The following is a 19,928-nucleotide window of genomic DNA, read 5'->3' as shown; positions in this document are numbered from 1 at the left end:
CAGGACCCTGTACCGGTCCGCCGGGCTCAGTGTTTGGCCGGCGCCGTGGCCTTGGCGGCGGCATCGAAGCCGCCTTTGGCCTTCCACTCTTCCATGCCACCCTGCAGGATGCGCACGTTCTCCCAGCCCGCCACGCGCAGCGCAAAACCGGCCTGGGCAGACAGCGATCCGGTGTTGCAATAGATCAGCACCGGCTTGTTTTTGGGGATGCTGTCGCGCTTGGCCAGCACCTGACGCCAATCCATATTGATCGCGCCGGGAATGTGGCCCTTGGCGAACTGGCCGGCGTCGCGTGCGTCGATCACCACCATCTTCGGCCATTCGTCCTTGGGGATCTGCTCGGCAAAGATGACGCCGCCGCCGTAGTCGACAAATTCCAGGTAGCCGGCCATCTCGTCGATGGCAATGGCCTTGTTGTCGGCGTGGGCGGCCGGGGTCAGCAGCAGCGTGGCCGCCGCACTGGCGGCCAGGGCGAGGGAACGGATGGTCATGGGGTCTCCTGGGTTTTAAATTGTCATATCAGCAATAATGAATATTGTCGCCGGTTCGTGGGTTGGCAACAAACCCCCAGGCCCGGCACCAGTCACCCGCCAACGAAGGCCCCCGCGGTTCATGCAGCACGAGAGAGACAAACCGTTACTGGCCATCGTGCTGTCGGTGGCGTTGCATGCGGTGGCGCTCACGCTCGCGACCCAGTACGCCTTCGGGGTGCCCAAGCAAGATGCTCCACCACCCGACGAGCCGATCATGGTGGTCGAGTTTCTGCCGGTGCCCGAAGTCGCTGCGCCACCGCCCCAGACCACACCCATCACCACGCCGCCGCCCGTCCAGCAGGCCATCACGCCAGACATCGCCGTGGCCAGCGCCCCTCCGACACCGATCGACCCGACCGAGCGCGCGCCGATCACCATGGACGCCCCGCCAGCACCCAGCGCACAGGATTGGGCCTTCGCCGCCAAGTACCCGCTCAAGAACAGCAAGGCCTACCGCTACACCTGGGGCCAGCAGGTGCGCAGCCTGATGGGCACGGCGGTCGAGGGGCCGGACCAGGGCGTGGTGCGCTTTCGGATAGAGATTGCACCCGATGGCACGATGACCCGGCTGGAAACCTTGTGGACCACGTCTGCCGCGGCCGAGCAGGTGGCCCGGCAGGCCATTGCCCGAATGCCCCCATCGCCGCCCACCCCCACCGGCAAGCCCCTGGTCTTCGAGAAGACCATTTCGTTCTCGCCCTTCGTGACCGACATCCCGCCCATCTACAAGGACGACTGTCTGCCCGACCCGCCCAGCTTCGCCAACCGGTTTGCCTGGAACGGCCACGGGCAACCCGGGCAGGCCGAGACCCCCACGCCAGAGCCCGGCGAATCGATGGCGATGGAGGATTGCCTGAAGCTGCTGCCGCAGGATTCGATCGAGGCCGAGGCCGCGCACGACCAGCGCCAGCTGGAGCAGTGGGGATCGAGCAAGCTGGGCCGCTAGTCGGGCGCCGCCACCCGTCTTTGATATCGTCGGTCCGCATCCCTGCCATCCCGAGCCGACCATGACCGATGCCAACGCCCCTGACCGCAGCCCCTGGGCCGTCTTCCTGATCTTCCTGCGCCTGGGCCTGACCTCCTTCGGCGGCCCCGTGGCCCATCTGGGGTATTTCCGCGACGAGTTTGTGAGCCGCCGCCAGTGGCTGAGTGAGCGCAGCTATGCGGACCTGGTGGCCCTGTGCCAGTTCCTGCCGGGGCCGGCCAGCAGCCAGGTCGGGATCGCCATCGGGCTCTCTCGCGCCGGCTATGGCGGGGCACTGACGGCCTGGGCCGGCTTCACCCTGCCCTCGGCGCTCGCCCTGATCCTGTTGGCCCTGGGCATCGGCAGTTATTCGGACACCCTGCCGGCGGGGGTGCTGCACGGCCTGAAGGTGGTGGCGGTGGCCGTGGTGGCGCAGGCGGTCTGGGGCATGGCGCGCAACCTCTGCCCGGACGCGCCACGCATCAGCCTGATGGCGGTGGCCGCTTGCCTCGTGCTGCTGGTGCCGTCGGTCTGGAGCCAGGTCGGCGTCATCGCCGGCGCGGGGGTGATCGGCCTGTGGCTGTTCAAGGCCCAACCGGCGGCCGCACACGATCCCTTGCCCATCACCGTCGGGCGCCGAGCCGGCGCTGTCTGGTTGACGATCTTTGTGGCGCTGCTGGTCGCACTGCCGGTGCTGGCCACCTTGTTTCCTCACCCGGCACTGGTCATGGTCGACGCCTTCTACCGGGCGGGCTCGCTGGTCTTTGGCGGCGGCCACGTGGTCCTGCCCCTGCTGCAGGCCGAGGTGGTGCCGACGGGCTGGGTCGACCACGACGCCTTTCTGGCCGGCTACGGGGCCACCCAGGCCGTGCCCGGCCCGCTGTTCACCTTCGCGGCGTTCCTGGGCGCGTCCATGACCCAGGCCCCCACGGGCTGGCTGGGCGGGCTGGTGGCCCTGCTGGCGATCTTTGTGCCCTCATTCCTGCTGGTGGTGGGCGCGCTGCCCTTCTGGGAAGGCTTGCGCCGTCATGGCCGTACACAGGCGGCCCTGCGGGGCATCAACGCGGCGGTGGTGGGTCTTCTGCTGGCCGCCCTGTACCAACCGGTGTGGACCAGTGCGATCCAGGGTCCCCGGGACTTCGCCCTGGCGCTGGTGGCGCTGGTCGCCCTCATGGCATGGAAACTGCCGCCGTGGCTGGTGGTGATGGCTTGTGGGGTAGCGGGCGGACTGCTGGGAGCCTTCGCATAGGGTGTGGCGATGGGATGCGCCATGTCCGCTGCAATCATCGAATGGCGGTCGTCCGCAATGCTTCGATCCGCTCGTCAATGGCCTTCGCCCAGCCATCGATCATCTCGGCAAATCGCCGGCCTTCGTAGTCTCTAAGGGATCGCTGACCAGCCACATTCAGCGCCGTGAGCGTGTATTGCACCCGCACCTCGGTGCGCTCGGCATCCAGCGCGGCGCATTGCACCTCAACCAGACCGGTGCGGGAGGCAGGCGTGCAGCGCTGGTAGCGCGAGCGGAGGTTTACCCGATCAAAGTCCACGAGCGTCCAGACGGTGAACTCGTCGCCCTGTCCGGTGACAAAGACCATCCCGGCCACTGTGCGGCCGTCGGTGGGGTGGACGTAGGTCGGCTGCCAGCCGTCGACCCAAAGCTCTTCACCAGCGGGCGTGAAGAACATGAAGGCCTGGTCTGCCGGGGCTTCCACCACGATGCGGTGGCTTGATTGCAAATGAACAGTCATTCGGTGTCTTTCTGTGGATGTGGGTTCAGGTGACGAGCCGGCCCAGTTGCCAAAGACCCAGTCCCGCCAGCAACGCGGCCGAACACCGGTTGACCGCGCGCTGCCAGCGCGCATCGAACCGGTGGCGCAAGCGGGCCACACTGGTGGACAGGATCACCCACCAGAAGGCTGAGCCGATCAGCACACCGGTCACCATGGCCCAGGGCGAGGACACCGATGAGCCTCCGGCCAAGGCACCGAACACCGCCATGAAGGACAGAATCGTGGTCGGGTTGGACAGCGTCAGAAGGAAGGTACCGGAGACATGACGCAACAAGGACCCTGGTGCCTGGCGCTCCCCCGTGTCGCGTACCACAGACCGGCTACCGATGCGCCAAGCCAGCCAGAGCAGATAGCCGCCGCCGGACAGCCCGAGCCAGAATTTCAGGTCCAGCAGCCAGTGGATCAGGCCCGTGACGCCAAAGGCACCGATGGCCCCGTACACGGCATCGGCCAATGCGGTCCCCAGGCCCGTGGCCAGACCAGCTGCCCGACCCTGCTCCAGCGTGCGCTGGATGACCAGCACCCCGATCTGGCCCACCGGGGCGGCGATCGATAGGCCGATCAGCAGCGACTGTCCGAACAGCACCAGCACGGAGGATGAAGTCTGTGTTTCCATACGAGAAATTCTCATATGGCAATACGACCTTGAACAGCCGATAATTCAAATGAAAGTCGATTTCATCAACGATTTTTCAGGCAAAGTCTCCTCATGACCGAAACACCCCTTCAACTGGACCCCAAGGCCTGGGCCCTGCTGAATGCGCTGCAAGCCGATGGCCGCGCGCCGCTCAAGACCCTGGCCGAGGCCGCAGGCCTGTCGGTACCGGCCACAGTGGAGCGCCTCAAGCGCCTGAAGGACGCGGGTGTGGTGCGTTCGGTGGGAGCAGAGCTGGACCCAGCGCTGGCAGGCTACCCGGTGCGTGCCATCGTCAGCATCACGGTGCAGCAGCCCGGCAAGCAGGCGTTCATCGACAAGCTGCGCCGCGCTCCCGAAGTGCTGGAATGCCACCATGTGGCCGGGGCCGATTCCTATGTCATGACCGTCGTGGCCCGCAGTCTGTCGGACCTGGAGCAGTTCCTCTCCTCCGTCAACGGTTATGGAGAAACCAGGACCTCCATCGTGTTCTCCACGCCGATACCCCGCCGGGGTCTCGTCGCGCCGGGCTCGACCCGCTGACCACGTCGAACCGTGCGTCAACCCCGGAGGATGCGCTCCACCTCGTCGTCTTCAACCTGATCGAAGTCGCGGTAGAACTGGCCGACGGCAGAAAAATCCGCCGGGCTGAGCAGACAGACCACCTCGTCGGCCATGGGCGTCACCAGCGCCAGCGCCTCGCGCGAGGCCACCGGCACCGCGCAGATGATGCGCGCCGGGGCTGGCTGGCGCTGACGCAGGGCGTGCAGAGCCGCCACCATGGTGGCGCCGGTGGCCAGGCCATCGTCAACCACGACCACCACACGACCGGCCGGGTCCACCGGCGCGCGGATGGGCGTGTAGCGCCGGCGCCGCTCCCGGATGGTGGCCAGCTGGCGGCGGGTTTCCTCCTGCAGATAGGACGGCGGCAGCGCCAGTCCGCCGGGTTCTTCCGGTACCCAGGTCCAGCCGGTTTCGTCCACCGCGCCGATGGCCAGCTCAGGCTGCCACGGTGCCCGCAGTTTGCGCACCAGCACCACGTCCAGTTGGCCATCGAGAAGACGGGCCAGCTCGGCCCCCATGGGCACCGCTCCGCGGGGGATCGCCAGCACCAGGGGGTGCTGACGCTTGAGGTAATCGAGCCGGCTGGCCAGCTGGCGCGCGGCATCCAGGCGATCACGGAACATGGCGGTCCTCGCGCCTCAGCGCACGTCCAGCAAACGCTGCACCAGCGGGTGCTGGACCTTGCGCGCGGTGCCGATGGCGTAGAAGTGCTCCTGTACGCCCTCGCAGTCGCCCAGCCAGCGCAGGCCGTAGGCGCGCTCGACCTGCTCGCGCATGCGGTCGGGCGCGGGCAGCACCCCCAGACCCGACGCACCAAAGGTGGTCAGCAGGGCGCTGTCCTCGAACTCGCCCATGATGCGCGGCTGCAGGCCGTGCCGCTCGAACCACTGGTCCAGCCGCAGTCGCACCGAGGCATGGGAGGTGGGGAGCAACACCGGCACGCGCTCGAGGCTGCGCGGGAAGTCGCGGGCGGCTTCGTCGTACCAGGCGGCCGGCGCATACCAGCCCAGGTGCGAGGAGCCCAGGGCGTGGCTGTAGAGCCGCAGGTTGGGGTTGGCCGGCGCAGGCCGGTCGGACAGCACCACATCCAGGCGGTGCAGGGCCAGGTCGGCCAGCAGGTCGTCGAACTCGTCCTCGTGGCACAGCAGGCGCAGCTTGGGTTCGTCCAGCACAGGCGACAGCAGGTCGCGCACCGCCAGCTTGGGCAGGCCATCGGAGATGCCCACCATCAGGCGCACGCTGGTCTGGCTGGCCGAATCACGCACCGCGGCGGGCAACTGCTCGCCCAGCTGGAAGATCTGCTCAGCCAGTTGCAGGGCGGTCTGGCCGGCCTCGGTCAGCGCCAGGCCACGGCCCGCCGGTTTGAACAGCGAGTGCCCCAGCTCGCGTTCGAGCTGACGCACCTGGGCACTGATGGTCTGGACCGCCATCCCCAGACGGGTGGCTGCGTGCGACATGCCCCCCTCCTTGGCGGTGACCCAGAAGTAATAAAGGTGCTTGTAGTTGAGTTCCGTGTTCATCTCTGAGCCGAGCTGATGGTTGGTCCTGCATTTTCTGCTTTTTCTGGAGGCATGGACAACCTATTCTGAACAGGGTGTTGCGGCTGCACGGGTCTGATCGGACCGGGCCGGCAACGGGAGGACCGCATCATGAGAATCGCGATCTGGTTGATCACGGGTTTGATCGCCGCCCTGTGGACCGGGCTGGCGATGGTGTCGGTCAGCCTGACGGGCTGGCTGCTGTCGATGGTGGGCAGCGCCCCGGCGGGCGACATGGCCGCGGTGATGGGTCAATGGCCGGTGCCGGCCTGGCTGGCACCCTGGGTGGACACCGCATGGCTGCAGGCGGTGCAGGCCTCGCTGGTGGAGCTGGTGCGCTGGCTGGGCGAGGTGATGCCCGCCGCCGACTCGCTGATGACCTGGATCACGCCGCTGGTGTGGGTGTTCTGGGGTCTGGGCATGATCGGGCTGCTGCTGGTGGCAGGCCTGCTGCACTGGTTGACAGGCCGCTCACTGCCGCCGATGGCCAAGGTGCTGCGCACATGAGTGCGCGTCTGGTCGATGTGATGCGCTCGGCCGCGGCCGATGCGCAGCGCCTGCGGGTGGCCGATCTCCTGCACCTGCACGGGGACGGGTCGGGTGCCATCCTGCTGATCCTGATGGCGCTCATCTCGACCCTGCCCGTGGCCGGTGCCGGCACCGTGGTCAGTCTGGGCATCCTGGCGCTGGCCTGGGCCTGGCTGAGAGGTCGAGACAGCATGGAACTGCCCCAGGCGCTGGGCAACCTCACGCTCAACGAGCGCTGGTCTCAACGCAGCCTGCACACCCTGGCCTGGATCTATGAACGCGCCGACGCCTGGCTTCGCCCGCGCTGGCGGGCCATCTGCCACGACCGCACCCGGGTCTGGTGGGGCGTGTGGATGGCGCTGATGGCCGCCCTGATCTTCCTGCCCTTGCCGCTGGGCAACGTACTGCCCGGCACCAGCCTGATCCTGATGAGCCTGGGGTGGATGTTCCGTGACGGCCTGGTCCTGCTGCTGTCGACGGCCACCGGTGCCGCCGGCGTGGGATACGCCTTGTCGATGGGGCACCTGGCCATCGAGGCATGGCGCCATCTGGGCACCTGGTGGCCCTGGTGACGCCGGCCCGGGCCATGTTCAGCCGCGCAGGAAGAAGACCGCGCTCATGACCAGACCGGTGACGATGACACCCGTGCGCACCACCGGGGCCGGCAGGCGCTTGGACCAGCGGGCGCCAAAGAAGCCGCCGGCCGTGGCCGCGACCATCATGATCAGGCCCTGACGCCACGCGATGGCACCGGCCACCACGAAGGCCGCCACCGACAGCCAGGACAGCACCAGCGAATTGAGGTTCTTGAGCGCATTGACGGTGTGGATGCGCCCCTCGCCCGTGACGGTGTACAGCGCCATCAGCAGGATGCCCAGCCCGCCATTGAAGTAGCCACCATAGATGGCCACGGCCAGCAGACCGGGTTCGCGCCAGCGGTCCAGCCCCTGCGCGTGGCCCGCGGCGGCCTGGGCGCGGCGGGCGATCAGAGGCCCGGCGGCAAACAGCACCGTGGCAAACAGCAACAGCCAGGGCACGATACCCGCAAAGACCTTGGCCGGGGTCACCAGCAACAGGCCCGCTCCCGCCAGTCCACCCACCGCCGCGATCAGGGCTTCGCGCCACAAACGGCGCGCCGGCAAGGCACGCAGCTCTGGCCGGAAACCCAGCGTGCTGCCCAGGTAGCCGGGACTGACCGCCAGCGCACTGGTGGCGTTGGCCACGATCGGCGGCACGCCGGTGAACACCAGGGCCGGAAAGGTCAGGAAGCTGCCACCGCCAGCGATGGCATTGAGCACACCGGCACCAAAGGCTGCGGCGGCCAGCAACATCAGGGAGGACACATCGCTCATGCCGGCATTATTCCGGCACCGCGAGCGGTCTTTGCCCTCATCCAGGTCAAAAGTGCTCGCCGATCCCGCGCGGGGTCAGCGGGCGCGACCGAGCCGGTCCTGCAGCCGGTCGATCACCTCGCCGATGGCCTCCGGCGGCAGGCCCTCGGTCTGGTGGGCCGCCAGTTCCTGCTCGGCCACGGAGAGGTTGAGACGCACGTAGGTGCTGTCCAATGCGTGTCGGGTGGCCAGCAGCTGCTGGGCAATCTTGGTGCAGTCGGCGCCCTCTTCCAGCAGCTTCTGCAGGCCCCTGACCTGCCCTTCGGCCCGGCGCAGGCGGTGCAGCAGTTCCGAGCGCCGCTGCGGATTCAGCGCGGGGGCGGCGGTCGGCGGCGCGGCGCTCATGGCCTCAGGCCGCGGTGGGGGTGATGGTGGCCACCGGCTCGGGTGCCAGGAGCGTGCCGTCGCGCAGGCCCCGCACCGTGGCAAAACACAGCCAGATGATGACGATGGAGCTGGCGGCCAGCAGCAGCACACCCAGGGTCTGCAGCAGACCCTGGCCCGGCATGGCCTCGACGATGAGCAGGGTCAGCGTGGCCAGGGCCGCGAGCGGGAACGACAACCCCCAGAAGGCGATGCTGAACGGCTGGGTGGCAATGCGGCGCAGCACAGGCAGCAGCCACACCAGAAAAAACAGCGCGACGCCCCAAAGACCCACTGCCAGCGCCAGCGGGGCCTGCATCTGCATGAGGACCACACCGATCACCGACGGCGGCGCGATGGTGATGAACCAGGCCGGCAGGATGCGATCAGGCAGCGGGCTGTGGGCGAGCCGGCGCACCAGCACCAGACCGATGACGATGGGCCACAGAAACGCACCGATGCCAAACTGCGCCATGGACCACAGTTCATGTCCCAGCGGCAGGCCCGCCAGCGGCACCACCACGTTGCCCACCACGGGAATCAGCAGCACGGGCGTCACCGAGGGCCAGAGGCCACCGGGATTGGCACCCGCCGGCACCAGCGCCACGGGCGCCAGCCAGCGGCCCAGCACCCACACCGTCGCCCACAGCTGGGTCAGGCTGCCTGCCCACCACAAGGCCTGCCAGGCCAGGTTGAGGTCACCGCTGGCGCCGTCGTGCGCCACGCCCACGGCCGCCAGCAGCAGCAGGGACACCGGGATGGCGGCGACAAAGGCATGGCGCACCGGGTGCTTGAGGTCCTCGGCCAGGGCCTGCGGGTAGCGCTGCCATCGGGTCAGTGACGCGGCCAGCAGCACCACCGCCACCACCAGCGCCAGCAAGCCCACCAGCAGCGAAAACACCGCCGCCATCTCGCCCATCAGCCCCTGGGCCCGGTACCACGCCAGCGACAGGCCGCACAAGCCCATGACGATGGCAAACCAGCCGGGCATCAGGAATTTCAGGGGCGTGGGTGAGGACATGGCGTTCAGCAGCGTGGATCGGTCACTTCACTTTACAGGCACTGCCGCCCTCGGGCACACCCAGCTTCTTGAGCAGGATGGCCGGCGGGCAGAAACCGGTGAAGCCGGACTGGAACAGGTTGAAGCCGGCAAAGGCGGTCAGGGCCAGGAACCACTTGTTGACGAAGATGGGGCTGCCTTCGACACCCAGGGCCAGCGACAGCAGGACCATGAAGCCAGCGAGGATGCGGATGTAACGTTCGACGGTCATGTCAGACTCCTTGATGAAAAACGGTTGAACACAGGGATCACGCGGTCTCGAACTGTTTGCGATACATCGCGTAATAGAGCACCGGAATGACGACCAGCGTGAGCATGGTCGAGACGGCAATGCCGAAAATCAGCGAGATGGCCAGACCATTGAAGATCGGGTCGTCCAGGATGAAGAAGGCGCCCATCATGGCGGCCAGGCCGGTCAGCGCAATCGGCTGGGCGCGCACGGCGGCCGACTGCACCACCGCCTGCGCAAAGGGCACACCTTTGGCGGTCTCCAGCTCGATGAAGTCCACCAGCAGGATGGAGTTGCGCACGATGATGCCGGCCAGCGCGATCATGCCGATCATGGACGTGGCGGTGAACTGCGACTGCAGCAGCGCGTGGCCGGGCATCACGCCGATCATGGTCAGCGGGATCGGCGCCATGATGATCAGCGGCGTGAGGTAGCTCTTGAACTGCGCCACCACCAGCAGGTAGATCAGGATCAGGCCGACGCCGTAGGCCGCGCCCATGTCGCGGAAGGTCTCGTAGGTGATCTGCCATTCGCCATCCCATTTGACGGCGTACTGGCGGTACGGGTCCTTGGGCTGGCTGATCCAGTACTCATTGAGCTCGCCCGCGTTGGGCAGCGCCGCGTCCTTGAGCGCCGGACGGATGCCGAACAGGCCGTACAGCGGCGAGTCCAGCGCGCCGGCCATGTCACCCATCACATAGGTGACCGGCAGCAAGTTCTTGGTGTAATGCGGCTGGTCGATCACGCCGCGCTCGACGGTGACCAGTTCGGACAGCGGGACCATGCGCCCGTTGGCGGCCTTCAGCGGCAGCGCCAGCACCGCATCGAGCCCGACCTGCGATTCGCGGGGCAGCTGGATGCGCACCGGCACCGCGAACTTGGCGTGACCGTCGTGCAGGTAGGCCGCGTCCGACCCGGACAGCGCCGCGTAGACGGTCTGCGCAATCACCTGCACCGGAATGCCCAGCGATTCGGCCCGCTGGCGCTGGATGCGCAGGAAAGCGCGCGGGGCGTTTTCCTTGAGGGTGGTGTCGATGCCGACGATGTCCGGCGTACCGGCAAACGCCTTGGCCACACGCTGTGCCAACTCGGCCCGTCCGGCCTGGTCGGGGCCATAGACCTCGGCCACGATGGGCGACATTACCGGCGGGCCTGGCGGCACTTCCACCACCTTGATGCGGGCGCCATGAGCGGCTGCGATCTTCTCCAGGTCCGGACGGTGACGCTGCGCGATGGCGTGGCTCTTTTCCTTGCGGTCGGCCGCACCCACCAGGTTGACCTGCAGGTCGCCGCCCTCGGCGTCGGCGCGCAGGTAGTACTGACGCACCAGACCATTGAAGGTGATCGGGCTGGCGGTGCCAGCGTAGCCCTGCACATTGGCCACTTCGGGCTGCTGTGCCAGCCAGGCGGTCATGTCCTGCAGCACCGCGGTCGTGCCTTCCAGCGGCGTGCCGGCGGGCATGTCCACCACCACCTGATACTCGCTCTTGTTGTCGAAGGGCAGCATCTTGAGCACCACCCACTGCACCACCGCCAGACCCACCGACAGCATCAGCGCCGCGAGGATGCCGGCCAGGAGCAGCCAGCGCTTGCGCGCACTTTGCAGGAAGGGGGTGAGGATCTTGGTAAAGGTGTTCTGCAGCGCGCTGGTGAGCTTGCCCGGGCCATGGTCGGCATGGCCGTCGGCCTTGGTGAGCTTGAGCGCCAGCCAGGGCGTGACGGTGAAGGCGATCGCCAGCGAGATGGCCATGCCCATGCTGGCGTTGATCGGGATCGGGCTCATGTACGGGCCCATCAGGCCGGTCACGAAGGCCATGGGCAGCAGCGCCGCGATCACGGTGAAGGTGGCCAGGATGGTCGGGCCGCCCACCTCATCCACCGCGCGGGGGATGATGACCGACAGCGGCTCGCCCGGCGTGAGCTGCCGGTGGCGATGGATGTTCTCCACCACCACGATGGCGTCGTCCACCAGAATGCCGATGGAGAAAATGAGCGCGAACAGCGACACCCGGTTGAGCGTGAAGCCCCAGGCCCAGCTGGCAAACAGCGTGGCGGTCAGCGTCAGGATCACCGCCGCACCGACGATGACCGCCTCGCGCCGGCCCAGCGCCAGGCCGACCAGCACGATCACGCTGGCGGTGGCGAAGATCAGCTTCTTGATCAGCTGGTTGGCCTTGTCGGCCGCGGTCTGGCCGTAGTCGCGGGTGATGCTGACCTGCACGTCGTCGGGGATGACGGTGTTTTTCAGGTTCTCCAGACGCTCGGCGGCACCGCGCGCCACATCCACTGCGTTCTCGCCCGGCTTCTTGGTGACGGTGATGGTCACGGCCGGGTGGTTCTGACCCTGAGCGCCGGCGTGGGCGCTATCGGCCGCGCCCGGGGTGAACCAGACGTAGCGCTGGGGCTGCTTCGCTCCGGTCTCGATGCGGGCCACTTCACGCAGGTAGATCGGACGGCCGTTGCTCACGCCGACGACGATGTCGCCCACATCCTGCTCGTTCTGAAGGAACTCGCCGGTCTCCACCGTCAACATGCCAGGCTCGCCTGCCGCAGGCGCCGGGTTGACCACAGCACCAGAGGGCATGGCCTGGTTGGCCGCCGCGATGGCGCCATGCAACTGCTGCACGCTCACGCCACGCTCGCGCAGTCGGTTGGGCTCCAGCCAGACGTGCACCGCACGGCCCGGACCACCGATGGTGACCACCTCGCGGGTGCCGGGCACGCGCTTGAGTTCGGTCTCGACCGAGTGCGCCACCCGCTCCAGGTCCAGCGCACTCTGCGCGTCCTGGGTCCACAGCGTGGCCGCCAGCACTGGCACATCGTCGATGCCCTTGGGTTTGACGATGGGGGTCATCACCCCCAGCCCCTGAGGCAGCCAGTCCTGATTGGCGTTGAGCACGTCGTACAGGCGCACCAGCGCCTCGGTGCGCGGCACACCCACCTGAAACTGGACGGTCAGCACCGCCACACCGGGCCGCGACACCGAGTAGGTGTGCTCGATGCCCTGGATCTGCGAGAGCACCTGCTCGGCCGGCTGCGCCACCATCTTGGCGACGTCGGCGCTGGACGCCCCCGGGAACGGGATGATGACATTCGCCATCGTCACGTTGATCTGCGGCTCTTCCTCGCGCGGGGTGACCAGCACGGCAAAGAGGCCCAGCAGCAGGGCCACCAGGGCCAGCAGCGGCGTGATGGCGTTGGCCTGGAACATCCGGGCGACGGCACCCGAGAAGCCCAGCTTTTCGTTGGAGGACGGGGAGGCACTCATGACAGGGACCTCACTGAGCCGCCGGGCGGGCACCGGCCAGGCCGGCACGCACCGGGTCCAGGGCCACGCGGTCACCCGCCTTCAGGCCCGAGAGGATTTCCACCCCGGCCTCGCCATGGCTGGCACCGGCGCGCACGGCGCGCAGCGCAAACCCGGACTGGCCTTCGCCGCGCGGCGTGACCACATACACCCCGGTCAGCTCACCCCGGCGCAGCAGGGCCGACGACGGCACCACCAGGCGCTGGGACTCGCCGCCGACAAAACGCACCTGGGTCTGGCGACCGGGCACCTGGCCGGCGCCATCGGCCGCGCTCAGGTCCAGCCGCCACTCGACCGTCTGCGACACCGCATCGGCCGCCGGCAGGCTGGTGCGGGCCACCGGCTGCACCCATCGGTCGGTACCGGGCAGGCGCACCTCGATGCGGCTGGCCGTCTGCACCAGGCCCTGCTGGGACGCCGGCACATGCACCACGGCCCGGATGGGCTGCGGTGCGTAGACGGTCAGCACCGGGGCACCCGGCATGGCCAGCGAACCGGCCTCGGCGTGGGTGGCCAGCACCCAGCCGTCATACGGAGCGGTCAGGCGGGTGAAGCCCTGAGCCACCGAAGCCTGGGTCTGGCCGGCGCGGGCGGCAGCGGCACCCGCCTCGGCCGCACGGAACTGGGCCTGGGCGGCATCGAGCGCGGCCTGCGCCACAAAGCCCTGGGCGCGCAAGTCCCGGGTGCGCTCATAGGCGGCGCGGGCGTTGGCCAGGTTGGCTTCGGCCTGGGCCACGCCGGCCTGGGCCTGCGCCACACCGGCCTGCGTGACGCGGTCATCAATGACCGCCAGCAACTGCCCGGCCTTGACCCGGTCACCGGCCTTGACGTTCAGGCTGGCAATGCGGCCGCTGGCCTGTGCCGACAGCACGCTTTGCTGCACCGCTTGCAGGCTTCCGTCCATGACCAGACCTGCGCCGACCGATCGTTCGCCCAGCACCATGACGGGCACCTGTGGACCCGTGGCCGGGGCATCGGATGCGAGGGCTTGTGAGACCGACAGGAATCCGCCGGCCAGCCATCCGGCCGTGAGCAGGCCCAGGGCCAGACGACGGGGTTGACGGGAACCGGCAACAGCAGCGATGGACGGATGACGAAGGCGCGCAGACATGGTGTTCTCCTATACCTGCAAGAGTATACACATATACCCCCAGGGGTACAATAACCCCTGCGCCGCCCCGTTGGCGTCAGGGACCAAACGGCACCCGGGGTGCCACGGCACACAGCAACTCATAACTGATTGTGCCGGCCGCGCGCGCCACCTCGTCCACCGGCAGGCTGGCACCGCCGGCGCTCACGCCCCACAGCACCACCTCGGTCCCGATGGAGGCCGGCACGCCGGCCGCATCCAGGGGCGAGAGGTCGACAGTAATCATGTCCATGCTGACCCGGCCGACCAGGCGTGTGCGCACCCCGCCCACCAGCACCGGCGTGCCGGTGGGGGCATGACGGGGATAGCCGTCGGCGTAACCGCAGGCCACCACGCCAATGCGCATCGGCGCCTCGGCGGTGAAGGTGGAGCCGTAGCCCACCGTATCGCCCGGTTGCAGGCTCTGGACACCGATCACCCGGCTGGACAAGGTTAAGGTCGGCTGCAAGTCCCAGTCGGCAGCACTGTGCTCGGGGTAATCGGGCGCGCTGCCATACAGGGCAATGCCCTCGCGCACCCAGTCGGCGGCCAGGGTGCTGACACCCTCCCCCTTCAGTGGCGACTGGGCATGGCGCAGGATGGCCGCGCTGTTGCACAGCGTGCGCTCACCCGGCAGATCGGCCGTGGCCGCCTCGAAGGCCGCCACCTGGTGGGCTATGCCACGCGGCCCGTCAGCGTCGCTGAAATGCGTCATGAGCGAGATTTCCTCGACCTGGGGCAGGGCATTGAGGCGCGCCCAGGCCGCCCGGAACCCGCCCGGGGTGAAACCCAGCCGGTTCATCCCGCTGTTGAGCTTGAGGAACACCCGGTGCGGGTGCTGGGTCTTGTGCGCGGCCAGCCAGTCGATCTGCTCGTCGCAGTGGACCGCGTGCCACAGGTTCAGGCGGGAGCACAGCTCCAGATCGCGCGCCTCGAACACCCCCTCCAGCAGCAGGATGGGGCCACGCCAGTCCAGCGCCCGCAGCCGCTGGGCCTCGGCCAGGTCGAGCAGCGCAAAACCGTCCGCACCCCGCAAGGCTTCAAACACCCGCTCGATGCCGTGGCCATAGGCGTTGGCCTTGACCACCGCCCACACCCGGGCGTCGGGTGCCCGCCGGCGGGCCTGGTCAAGGTTGTGACGCAGGGCGTCGGGATGGACGGTGGCAAGGATCGGACGCGGCATGGTGCAGGACTAGGGGTATTCACCCCAACGGATGGATTCTTAGGTACTACGTTTCGTCACAGACGCCGTGCTATAACCGGCTGCCCTGGAGACTGACGTCGGACTTTCGCACAAAACGGCCGCTTCGGGCCCCCTACATTTGTTGGCCCGGTTCCCGAAATCATCCCCATGAAGCGCGGCTTCTACACCATCATGACGGCGCAGTTCTTCAGCTCCCTGGCTGACAACGCGCTGTTCGTCGCGGCCATCGAACTGCTGCGCAGCCGGCAGGCGCCGGAATGGCAGAGCGCGGCCCTGGTCCCCCTGTTCGCCCTGTTCTACGTCGCACTGGCCCCGTTTGTGGGCGCGTTCGCCGACGCCCGGCCCAAGGGACAGGTCATGTTCATCAGCAACGCCATCAAGGTGGTCGGCTGCCTGCTCATGCTGGTGGGAGTGCATCCGCTCATGGCCTACACCCTGGTCGGCCTGGGCGCAGCGGCCTATTCGCCTGCCAAGTACGGCATCCTGACCGAACTGCTGCCGCCGTCCCAGCTGGTCAAGGCCAACGGCTGGATCGAGGGCCTGACCATCGCCTCGATCATTCTGGGGGTGCTGCTGGGCGGCCAGCTGGTGGGGCCGTACCTGTCGGCCATGCTGCTGTCGGTCGACCTGCCGGGCATGAACACCGGCATCGACCACGCGGCCGAAGCCGCGATCGCGGTGCTGGTGAGCGTGTATGTCCTGGCGGCCATCTTCAACCTGCGCATCCCGCTGACCGGGGTCACCCCGCGGCCGATGCCGAGCAACCCGCTGGCCCTGCTGCCCGACTTCTGGCGCTGCAACAGCCGCCTCTGGCACGACCGCCTGGGCCAGATCTCGCTGGCCACCACCACCCTGTTCTGGGGTGTGAGCGGCAACCTGCGCTACATCGTGCTGGCCTGGGCCGGTGCGGCCCTGGGCTACAGCACCACGCAGGCATCCAGTCTGGTGGGCGTCGTGGCCCTGGGCACCGCCGTGGGCGCCGTCGTGGCTTCCCTGCGCATGCGGCTGGACCAGGCCACGCGCGTGATGCCGCTGGGCATCGGCATGGGTGTTCTGGTGCTGGCCATGAATTTCATCGACAACGTCTGGGTGGCCGCCCCCTTCCTGGTGCTGCTGGGCGGGCTGGGGGGGTTCCTGGTCGTACCCATGAACGCGCTGCTGCAGCATCGCGGCCACAACCTGATGGGCGCCGGGCGCTCGATCGCGGTCCAGAACTTCAACGAGCAGGCCTGCATCCTGGGGCTGGGCTTCCTCTACAGCCTGGCCACGGGTCTTGGTGTGTCCGCTTTTGCCGCCATCACAGGCTTCGGCGTGCTGGTGGCCGGCTGCATGTGGCTGATCGCCCGCTGGCACCGCCACAACGAACGCACCCATCCCCACGAACTGGAACGCCTGCTGGAGATCGCCCGCCGGGACGACCTGCACGGCTGAGGCGGGTCAGGCCGATCAGAAGGCCACGTCGGTCGGCGCAAAGCCGTCCAGGCTCACCAGCCGGTGCTGGCCCAGGATCTTGTACAGATCGGCCTCGGACACCGAGCGCGACAGATAGGCATCGCTGCCGGCCAGACCCGCCTTGATCCGGTCCATGTTCCCGGCCGTGGGCGCGAACATGATCACGGTGGGCGGCTGGCCGTTGGGCAGGCGGCGCTGGCGCGCCTGGCGACAGATCTGGAAGGCATCGGGTTCGCCGGTCACCCGGTCGATGACCACCAGCCGGTAAGGATGGGCCTTGAGCATGGCCGCCACCTGTTTGCCTTCGCGCGACCAGTCGATCTTCAGGCCGTAGCGCGAGAAGCGCTTGTGGAGGATGCGCCCCTCGACCAGGCTCTCGGAGACCAGCAGCATGTCGCCAGAGGGCGCTTGCGGCGCCTCCACGGCAGAACGCTGACCCGTGCGGGTGTGGCGCGAAGACCGTGGGGCCGGCGCTGCCACCGCGGCGGGCAGCTCATCGAGCCCGCCAAAGTCGGTCAGCCGCATCACGCCGGGTGCGTGGTGCCTGCGGGGGGATGCTGCGGGCGCCGCCGGGGGGGTGGGCACAACCGCTCGTGTCATCGGCCGGGTGGGCGGGAACTCGGTGTCGGGCCTGGGCGCCAGGGCGGCAGCCGGTGCCATCGCCGACCGGGATGCGCGCCCTGTCACCCGCCGCATGCTCTCGTCCAGGGGCTTGATCATCGAGGGCTGGAAGCCCGGGCTGGCCGCGGCCGGTGCCATCTTGGGCACAGCCGTCCGGTACCCGACCAAGCGGTCCATCGCGGCCAGCACATTGACCAGCTTGACCGGCTTCTTCTCCAGGGCCCAGCCGGTACCCGCGTCGTGCTGACCGATCAGCAGCACCCGCCCCGGCAACTCGGCCAGTTGCACCAGGTGAATGGCCTGGGGGTTGTCGGCATTGACGATCAGGAGTTGGGCGTCGACCACCTCTTCCTGTACCCGGTAGGCAGGCGGGCGGCGGGCAGCGGCCATGCGAAAGAACGATTCGAACGTGGTCGATTCGTTCTGCGCAAAGCCCACCAGGGCCACCGTGTATGCCTGCTCTGCCTTTGCCATGCGGTACCTTTTGTTGTACTTCAAACGGTCGGGAGTATCTCATCGGGTTTACAAGGTCACCCAATGCGATCGTCATTCAACCGCGCAAATCGTGATAGTTTTCATCGCTGATCACCAACCATCCCACATCGGAGGTATGTCCGCGTGTCCACCATCTACGACTTCGAGGCCTTGTCCATCGACGGCCAACCCGTCTCCCTTGAGCAGTTTCGTGGCCAGGCGATGCTGATCGTCAACACGGCCAGCGCCTGCGGCTTCACGCCGCAGTTCGCGGGCCTGGAAAAGCTGCACCAGACCTATGGCGGAAAGGGCCTGGCGGTGCTGGGTTTTCCGTGCAACCAGTTCGGCAGTCAGGACCCGGGCAGCAACGAGGAAATCGGCGCGTTCTGCCAGCGCAATTACGGGGTGAGTTTCCCGATGATGAGCAAGATCGAGGTCAACGGCGCCGACGCCCATCCGCTGTACCGCTGGCTCACCGCCGAGGCCCCGGGCCTCCTGGGCAGCAAAGCCATCAAGTGGAACTTCACCAAGTTCCTGGTGGGCAAGGACGGCCGGGTGATCAAACGCTACGCACCCCAGGACGCCCCCGACAAGCTGGCCAAGGACATCGAAGCCGCGCTGGCCGCCTGAAAGACCTGCGCAGCGGCGGAGCGTGGGGGCTCCACGTCACCGCTCGAATTCGGTGTTGAGCACCACCGTGCTGGTCGTGCGCAGCACACCCGGAATCGCCTTGATGGCGTAGAGCACGTCCTCCAGCGCCCGCGCATGCGTGCATCGCACCTTGACCAGCGAGTCGTGTTCGCCGGCGACGCTGTGCACCTCCACCACCTCGGGCAGTTCGCGCAGCCGCGTCGCAATCTCCCGGCAATGGGCACCGCCGTCGTTGCGGATGGCCACGAAGGCCGTCAGGTGCAGCCCCAGCGCCTCAGGCGCCACCTTGATCGAGAAGCGCTCGATCACCCCCCGATCGACCATCTTGCGCACCCGCTCGTGCACCGCCGCCGTCGACATGCCTACCTCGCCGGCCAGATCGGCGTACGAACGGCGACTATCAACGGCCAGAGCCGTAAGAATTCTTCTGTCAAGGTCATCCGTCTGGAAATTATCTTGCATTGGGTCAAATCTTCGGATACATTCGGATTCGCCTAACCGGCACCGAACATTTTCCGCCCTGAGGCCAGAAATGCCAATCTTTTTCCGACTGCCCGGCGCCAGCGACGACCGCATGCGCCTGATCACCGCGCTGCTGATCGTCTACATCGTCTGGGGCACGACCTACCACGCCCTGAACCTGGCCATGCAGACCATGCCGCCGCTGTTCATGAACGGCACGCGCTTCCTGGTCGCGGGCGCGGTGATGCTGGCGATTGCCCGCTGGCAGCGCCTGCCCTGGCCCACACCGGCCCAGTGGCGGCATTCGGCCCTGATCGGCGGCCTGATGGTCTTCGGCGCGATGGGCATGGTCGTGATGGCCCAGAAAATGGGTATCGGCTCGGGCCTGATGGCCACGGTGGTGACCACCATGCCAATGTGGCTGGCGCTGTGGACGCGCTGGGGCGGCGAGCGGGTACCGGTCACCAGCTGGATCGGCCTGGGCCTGGGGGTCATGGGTGCCGCCGTGCTGGCGCTCGAGGGCGACTTCTCGGCCACCTGGCTCGGTGCGCTGCTGGCCTTCGGTGCGCCCCTGTGCTGGAGCATCGGCTCCTATGCCTCGCGCAAGCTCGACTTGCCTGCCCCCGCCATGGCCTCGGCCGCGCAGTGGCTGCTGGGCGGCCTCATGGGCGCCGTCACCGCCTGGTGGCTGGAGCCAGCCTCGCACAGCTGGAGCCCGCTGCAGATGAGCCTGACGTCGTCGCTGGCCTGGCTGTACCTGGTGGTCATGGGCACGCTGGTCACGCTCAACGCCTATCTGTGGCTGCTCAAGAACGCCTCGCCCGCGCTGGCCGGCAGCTACTCCTTCGTCAACCCGGTGGTGGCGCTGTGGGTGGGGGTGGCCCTGGGTGGCGAGGTGCTGACCGGCCAGGTGTTCATCGCGCTGCCGCTGATCCTGCTGGCGCTGGCCTGCATCATCTACGGGCAACCGGTGTGGCGCTGGCTGCAGCCCCGGCTGGGGCTGGGCGGACTGCGCCGCGCCTGAAGCAGGGTGA

General features: G+C 67.9%; 22 protein-coding genes. 8 read left to right on the top strand and 14 right to left on the bottom strand.

Annotated features, from left to right (window positions below):
- Window positions 1-26: 26 nt before the first annotated feature.
- The gene (locus ACFQNJ_RS15260; protein ID WP_382259129.1) at window positions 27-491 is read right to left on the bottom strand and encodes a rhodanese-like domain-containing protein; all 465 of its coding nucleotides are present in this window, start codon (window positions 489-491) and stop codon (window positions 27-29) included.
- A gap of 121 nt (window positions 492-612) precedes the next feature.
- On the opposite strand from ACFQNJ_RS15260, the gene ACFQNJ_RS15255 reads away from it, so the two are divergent.
- Both ACFQNJ_RS15255 and chrA read left to right on the top strand, forming a co-directional pair.
- Complete coding sequence (locus ACFQNJ_RS15255) at window positions 613-1,479, top strand: energy transducer TonB family protein (protein ID WP_382259127.1); 867 nt, start codon at window positions 613-615, stop codon at window positions 1,477-1,479.
- A 61-nt stretch (window positions 1,480-1,540) separates the two neighbouring features.
- Window positions 1,541-2,746 carry a chromate efflux transporter gene (gene chrA, locus ACFQNJ_RS15250; protein WP_382259125.1) on the top strand — a complete coding sequence of 402 codons (1,206 nt, stop codon included), beginning with the start codon at window positions 1,541-1,543 and terminating at the stop codon, window positions 2,744-2,746.
- 34 nt (window positions 2,747-2,780) lie between these two features.
- On the opposite strand, the gene ACFQNJ_RS15245 is transcribed toward chrA, so the two are convergent.
- Together ACFQNJ_RS15245 and ACFQNJ_RS15240 are read right to left on the bottom strand one after the other, a co-directional pair.
- The gene (locus ACFQNJ_RS15245) at window positions 2,781-3,245 is read right to left on the bottom strand and encodes an SRPBCC family protein (RefSeq protein WP_382259123.1); all 465 of its coding nucleotides are present in this window, start codon (window positions 3,243-3,245) and stop codon (window positions 2,781-2,783) included.
- A 25-nt stretch (window positions 3,246-3,270) separates the two neighbouring features.
- Window positions 3,271-3,903, bottom strand: a complete 633-nt coding sequence (locus tag ACFQNJ_RS15240) for a LysE/ArgO family amino acid transporter (RefSeq protein ID WP_382259121.1) — start codon at window positions 3,901-3,903, stop codon at window positions 3,271-3,273.
- Window positions 3,904-3,996: 93 nt separating this feature from the next.
- On the opposite strand from ACFQNJ_RS15240, the gene ACFQNJ_RS15235 reads away from it, so the two are divergent.
- Window positions 3,997-4,464 (top strand): Lrp/AsnC family transcriptional regulator, encoded by a 468-nt coding sequence (locus ACFQNJ_RS15235; RefSeq protein ID WP_382259119.1) that lies wholly within the window; start codon window positions 3,997-3,999, stop codon window positions 4,462-4,464.
- Between the two features lie 17 nt (window positions 4,465-4,481).
- Here ACFQNJ_RS15235 and ACFQNJ_RS15230 read toward each other — a convergent pair whose 3' ends face one another.
- A complete protein-coding gene (locus ACFQNJ_RS15230) occupies window positions 4,482-5,108 on the bottom strand; it encodes a phosphoribosyltransferase (protein WP_382259117.1) in 627 nt (208 codons plus the stop codon).
- Between the two features lie 15 nt (window positions 5,109-5,123).
- Window positions 5,124-6,005 carry a LysR family transcriptional regulator gene (locus ACFQNJ_RS15225; RefSeq protein ID WP_382259115.1) on the bottom strand — a complete coding sequence of 294 codons (882 nt, stop codon included), beginning with the start codon at window positions 6,003-6,005 and terminating at the stop codon, window positions 5,124-5,126.
- A gap of 129 nt (window positions 6,006-6,134) precedes the next feature.
- Between ACFQNJ_RS15225 and ACFQNJ_RS15220 the strand changes: the two genes are divergently transcribed.
- Both ACFQNJ_RS15220 and ACFQNJ_RS15215 read left to right on the top strand, forming a co-directional pair.
- Entirely contained in the window at window positions 6,135-6,530 is a 396-nt protein-coding gene (locus ACFQNJ_RS15220; RefSeq protein ID WP_382259113.1) for a hypothetical protein, read from the top strand.
- Window positions 6,527-7,123, top strand: coding sequence for an exopolysaccharide biosynthesis protein (locus ACFQNJ_RS15215; protein WP_382259111.1), 597 nt, complete (start codon window positions 6,527-6,529; stop codon window positions 7,121-7,123). The genes ACFQNJ_RS15220 and ACFQNJ_RS15215 overlap by 4 nt, the downstream gene beginning before the upstream one ends.
- Before the next feature lie 18 nt (window positions 7,124-7,141).
- On the opposite strand, the gene ACFQNJ_RS15210 is transcribed toward ACFQNJ_RS15215, so the two are convergent.
- The 7 genes from ACFQNJ_RS15210 to alr form a co-directional block, all read right to left on the bottom strand.
- Complete coding sequence (locus ACFQNJ_RS15210; protein ID WP_374639401.1) at window positions 7,142-7,903, bottom strand: sulfite exporter TauE/SafE family protein; 762 nt, start codon at window positions 7,901-7,903, stop codon at window positions 7,142-7,144.
- A 75-nt stretch (window positions 7,904-7,978) separates the two neighbouring features.
- Complete coding sequence (locus ACFQNJ_RS15205; protein ID WP_382259109.1) at window positions 7,979-8,287, bottom strand: metal-sensing transcriptional repressor; 309 nt, start codon at window positions 8,285-8,287, stop codon at window positions 7,979-7,981.
- A 4-nt stretch (window positions 8,288-8,291) separates the two neighbouring features.
- Window positions 8,292-9,326 (bottom strand): SLAC1 family transporter, encoded by a 1,035-nt coding sequence (locus ACFQNJ_RS15200; protein ID WP_382259107.1) that lies wholly within the window; start codon window positions 9,324-9,326, stop codon window positions 8,292-8,294.
- 22 nt (window positions 9,327-9,348) lie between these two features.
- The gene (locus tag ACFQNJ_RS15195; RefSeq protein ID WP_374639397.1) at window positions 9,349-9,576 is read right to left on the bottom strand and encodes a YgaP family membrane protein; all 228 of its coding nucleotides are present in this window, start codon (window positions 9,574-9,576) and stop codon (window positions 9,349-9,351) included.
- 37 nt (window positions 9,577-9,613) lie between these two features.
- A complete protein-coding gene (locus ACFQNJ_RS15190) occupies window positions 9,614-12,862 on the bottom strand; it encodes an efflux RND transporter permease subunit (RefSeq protein ID WP_382259105.1) in 3,249 nt (1,082 codons plus the stop codon).
- 10 nt (window positions 12,863-12,872) lie between these two features.
- Window positions 12,873-14,012 carry an efflux RND transporter periplasmic adaptor subunit gene (locus ACFQNJ_RS15185; protein WP_382259103.1) on the bottom strand — a complete coding sequence of 380 codons (1,140 nt, stop codon included), beginning with the start codon at window positions 14,010-14,012 and terminating at the stop codon, window positions 12,873-12,875.
- A gap of 76 nt (window positions 14,013-14,088) precedes the next feature.
- A complete protein-coding gene (gene alr, locus ACFQNJ_RS15180) occupies window positions 14,089-15,213 on the bottom strand; it encodes an alanine racemase (protein ID WP_382259101.1) in 1,125 nt (374 codons plus the stop codon).
- A gap of 168 nt (window positions 15,214-15,381) precedes the next feature.
- On the opposite strand from alr, the gene lplT reads away from it, so the two are divergent.
- Window positions 15,382-16,665 carry a lysophospholipid transporter LplT gene (lplT, locus tag ACFQNJ_RS15175; RefSeq protein ID WP_374639393.1) on the top strand — a complete coding sequence of 428 codons (1,284 nt, stop codon included), beginning with the start codon at window positions 15,382-15,384 and terminating at the stop codon, window positions 16,663-16,665.
- A 15-nt stretch (window positions 16,666-16,680) separates the two neighbouring features.
- Here the strand turns inward: lplT and ACFQNJ_RS15170 are convergent, their stop codons facing one another.
- Entirely contained in the window at window positions 16,681-17,781 is a 1,101-nt protein-coding gene (locus tag ACFQNJ_RS15170; RefSeq protein ID WP_382259099.1) for a PleD family two-component system response regulator, read from the bottom strand.
- A gap of 144 nt (window positions 17,782-17,925) precedes the next feature.
- Between ACFQNJ_RS15170 and ACFQNJ_RS15165 the strand changes: the two genes are divergently transcribed.
- Window positions 17,926-18,411, top strand: a complete 486-nt coding sequence (locus tag ACFQNJ_RS15165) for a glutathione peroxidase (RefSeq protein WP_382259097.1) — start codon at window positions 17,926-17,928, stop codon at window positions 18,409-18,411.
- A 36-nt stretch (window positions 18,412-18,447) separates the two neighbouring features.
- Here the strand turns inward: ACFQNJ_RS15165 and ACFQNJ_RS15160 are convergent, their stop codons facing one another.
- Window positions 18,448-18,894 carry an Lrp/AsnC family transcriptional regulator gene (locus ACFQNJ_RS15160; RefSeq protein WP_382259095.1) on the bottom strand — a complete coding sequence of 149 codons (447 nt, stop codon included), beginning with the start codon at window positions 18,892-18,894 and terminating at the stop codon, window positions 18,448-18,450.
- A gap of 70 nt (window positions 18,895-18,964) precedes the next feature.
- On the opposite strand from ACFQNJ_RS15160, the gene ACFQNJ_RS15155 reads away from it, so the two are divergent.
- On the top strand, window positions 18,965-19,918 hold the full coding sequence (locus ACFQNJ_RS15155; RefSeq protein ID WP_382259093.1) for an EamA family transporter: 954 nt from the start codon (window positions 18,965-18,967) through the stop codon (window positions 19,916-19,918).
- The last annotated feature ends 10 nt before the right edge of the window (window positions 19,919-19,928 follow it).

Source organism: Hydrogenophaga bisanensis, from assembly GCF_042665135.1.
Classification (GTDB): domain Bacteria; phylum Pseudomonadota; class Gammaproteobacteria; order Burkholderiales; family Burkholderiaceae_C; genus Hydrogenophaga; species Hydrogenophaga bisanensis.
The sequence above is the reverse complement of the archived record's forward strand: the minus strand, read 5'-3'. Positions and strand labels throughout refer to the sequence as shown.

Bases quoted from the DNA above. Each gene is read 5' to 3' on its own strand.
- alr (WP_382259101.1), bottom strand. From the start codon at position 15,213: ATGCCGCGTCCGATCCTTGCCACCGTCCATCCCGACGCCCTGCGTCAC.
- ACFQNJ_RS15160 (WP_382259095.1), bottom strand. From the start codon at position 18,894: ATGCAAGATAATTTCCAGACGGATGACCTTGACAGAAGAATTCTTACG.
- chrA (WP_382259125.1), top strand. From the start codon at position 1,541: ATGACCGATGCCAACGCCCCTGACCGCAGCCCCTGGGCCGTCTTCCTG.
- lplT (WP_374639393.1), top strand. From the start codon at position 15,382: ATGAAGCGCGGCTTCTACACCATCATGACGGCGCAGTTCTTCAGCTCC.
- ACFQNJ_RS15215 (WP_382259111.1), top strand. From the start codon at position 6,527: ATGAGTGCGCGTCTGGTCGATGTGATGCGCTCGGCCGCGGCCGATGCG.
- ACFQNJ_RS15260 (WP_382259129.1), bottom strand. From the start codon at position 491: ATGACCATCCGTTCCCTCGCCCTGGCCGCCAGTGCGGCGGCCACGCTG.
- ACFQNJ_RS15240 (WP_382259121.1), bottom strand. From the start codon at position 3,903: ATGGAAACACAGACTTCATCCTCCGTGCTGGTGCTGTTCGGACAGTCG.
- ACFQNJ_RS15255 (WP_382259127.1), top strand. From the start codon at position 613: ATGCAGCACGAGAGAGACAAACCGTTACTGGCCATCGTGCTGTCGGTG.
- ACFQNJ_RS15235 (WP_382259119.1), top strand. From the start codon at position 3,997: ATGACCGAAACACCCCTTCAACTGGACCCCAAGGCCTGGGCCCTGCTG.
- ACFQNJ_RS15230 (WP_382259117.1), bottom strand. From the start codon at position 5,108: ATGTTCCGTGATCGCCTGGATGCCGCGCGCCAGCTGGCCAGCCGGCTC.
- ACFQNJ_RS15185 (WP_382259103.1), bottom strand. From the start codon at position 14,012: ATGTCTGCGCGCCTTCGTCATCCGTCCATCGCTGCTGTTGCCGGTTCC.
- ACFQNJ_RS15170 (WP_382259099.1), bottom strand. From the start codon at position 17,781: ATGGCAAAGGCAGAGCAGGCATACACGGTGGCCCTGGTGGGCTTTGCG.
- ACFQNJ_RS15200 (WP_382259107.1), bottom strand. From the start codon at position 9,326: ATGTCCTCACCCACGCCCCTGAAATTCCTGATGCCCGGCTGGTTTGCC.
- ACFQNJ_RS15245 (WP_382259123.1), bottom strand. From the start codon at position 3,245: ATGACTGTTCATTTGCAATCAAGCCACCGCATCGTGGTGGAAGCCCCG.
- ACFQNJ_RS15210 (WP_374639401.1), bottom strand. From the start codon at position 7,903: ATGAGCGATGTGTCCTCCCTGATGTTGCTGGCCGCCGCAGCCTTTGGT.
- ACFQNJ_RS15195 (WP_374639397.1), bottom strand. From the start codon at position 9,576: ATGACCGTCGAACGTTACATCCGCATCCTCGCTGGCTTCATGGTCCTG.
- ACFQNJ_RS15225 (WP_382259115.1), bottom strand. From the start codon at position 6,005: ATGAACACGGAACTCAACTACAAGCACCTTTATTACTTCTGGGTCACC.
- ACFQNJ_RS15155 (WP_382259093.1), top strand. From the start codon at position 18,965: ATGCCAATCTTTTTCCGACTGCCCGGCGCCAGCGACGACCGCATGCGC.
- ACFQNJ_RS15220 (WP_382259113.1), top strand. From the start codon at position 6,135: ATGAGAATCGCGATCTGGTTGATCACGGGTTTGATCGCCGCCCTGTGG.
- ACFQNJ_RS15205 (WP_382259109.1), bottom strand. From the start codon at position 8,287: ATGAGCGCCGCGCCGCCGACCGCCGCCCCCGCGCTGAATCCGCAGCGG.
- ACFQNJ_RS15190 (WP_382259105.1), bottom strand. From the start codon at position 12,862: ATGAGTGCCTCCCCGTCCTCCAACGAAAAGCTGGGCTTCTCGGGTGCC.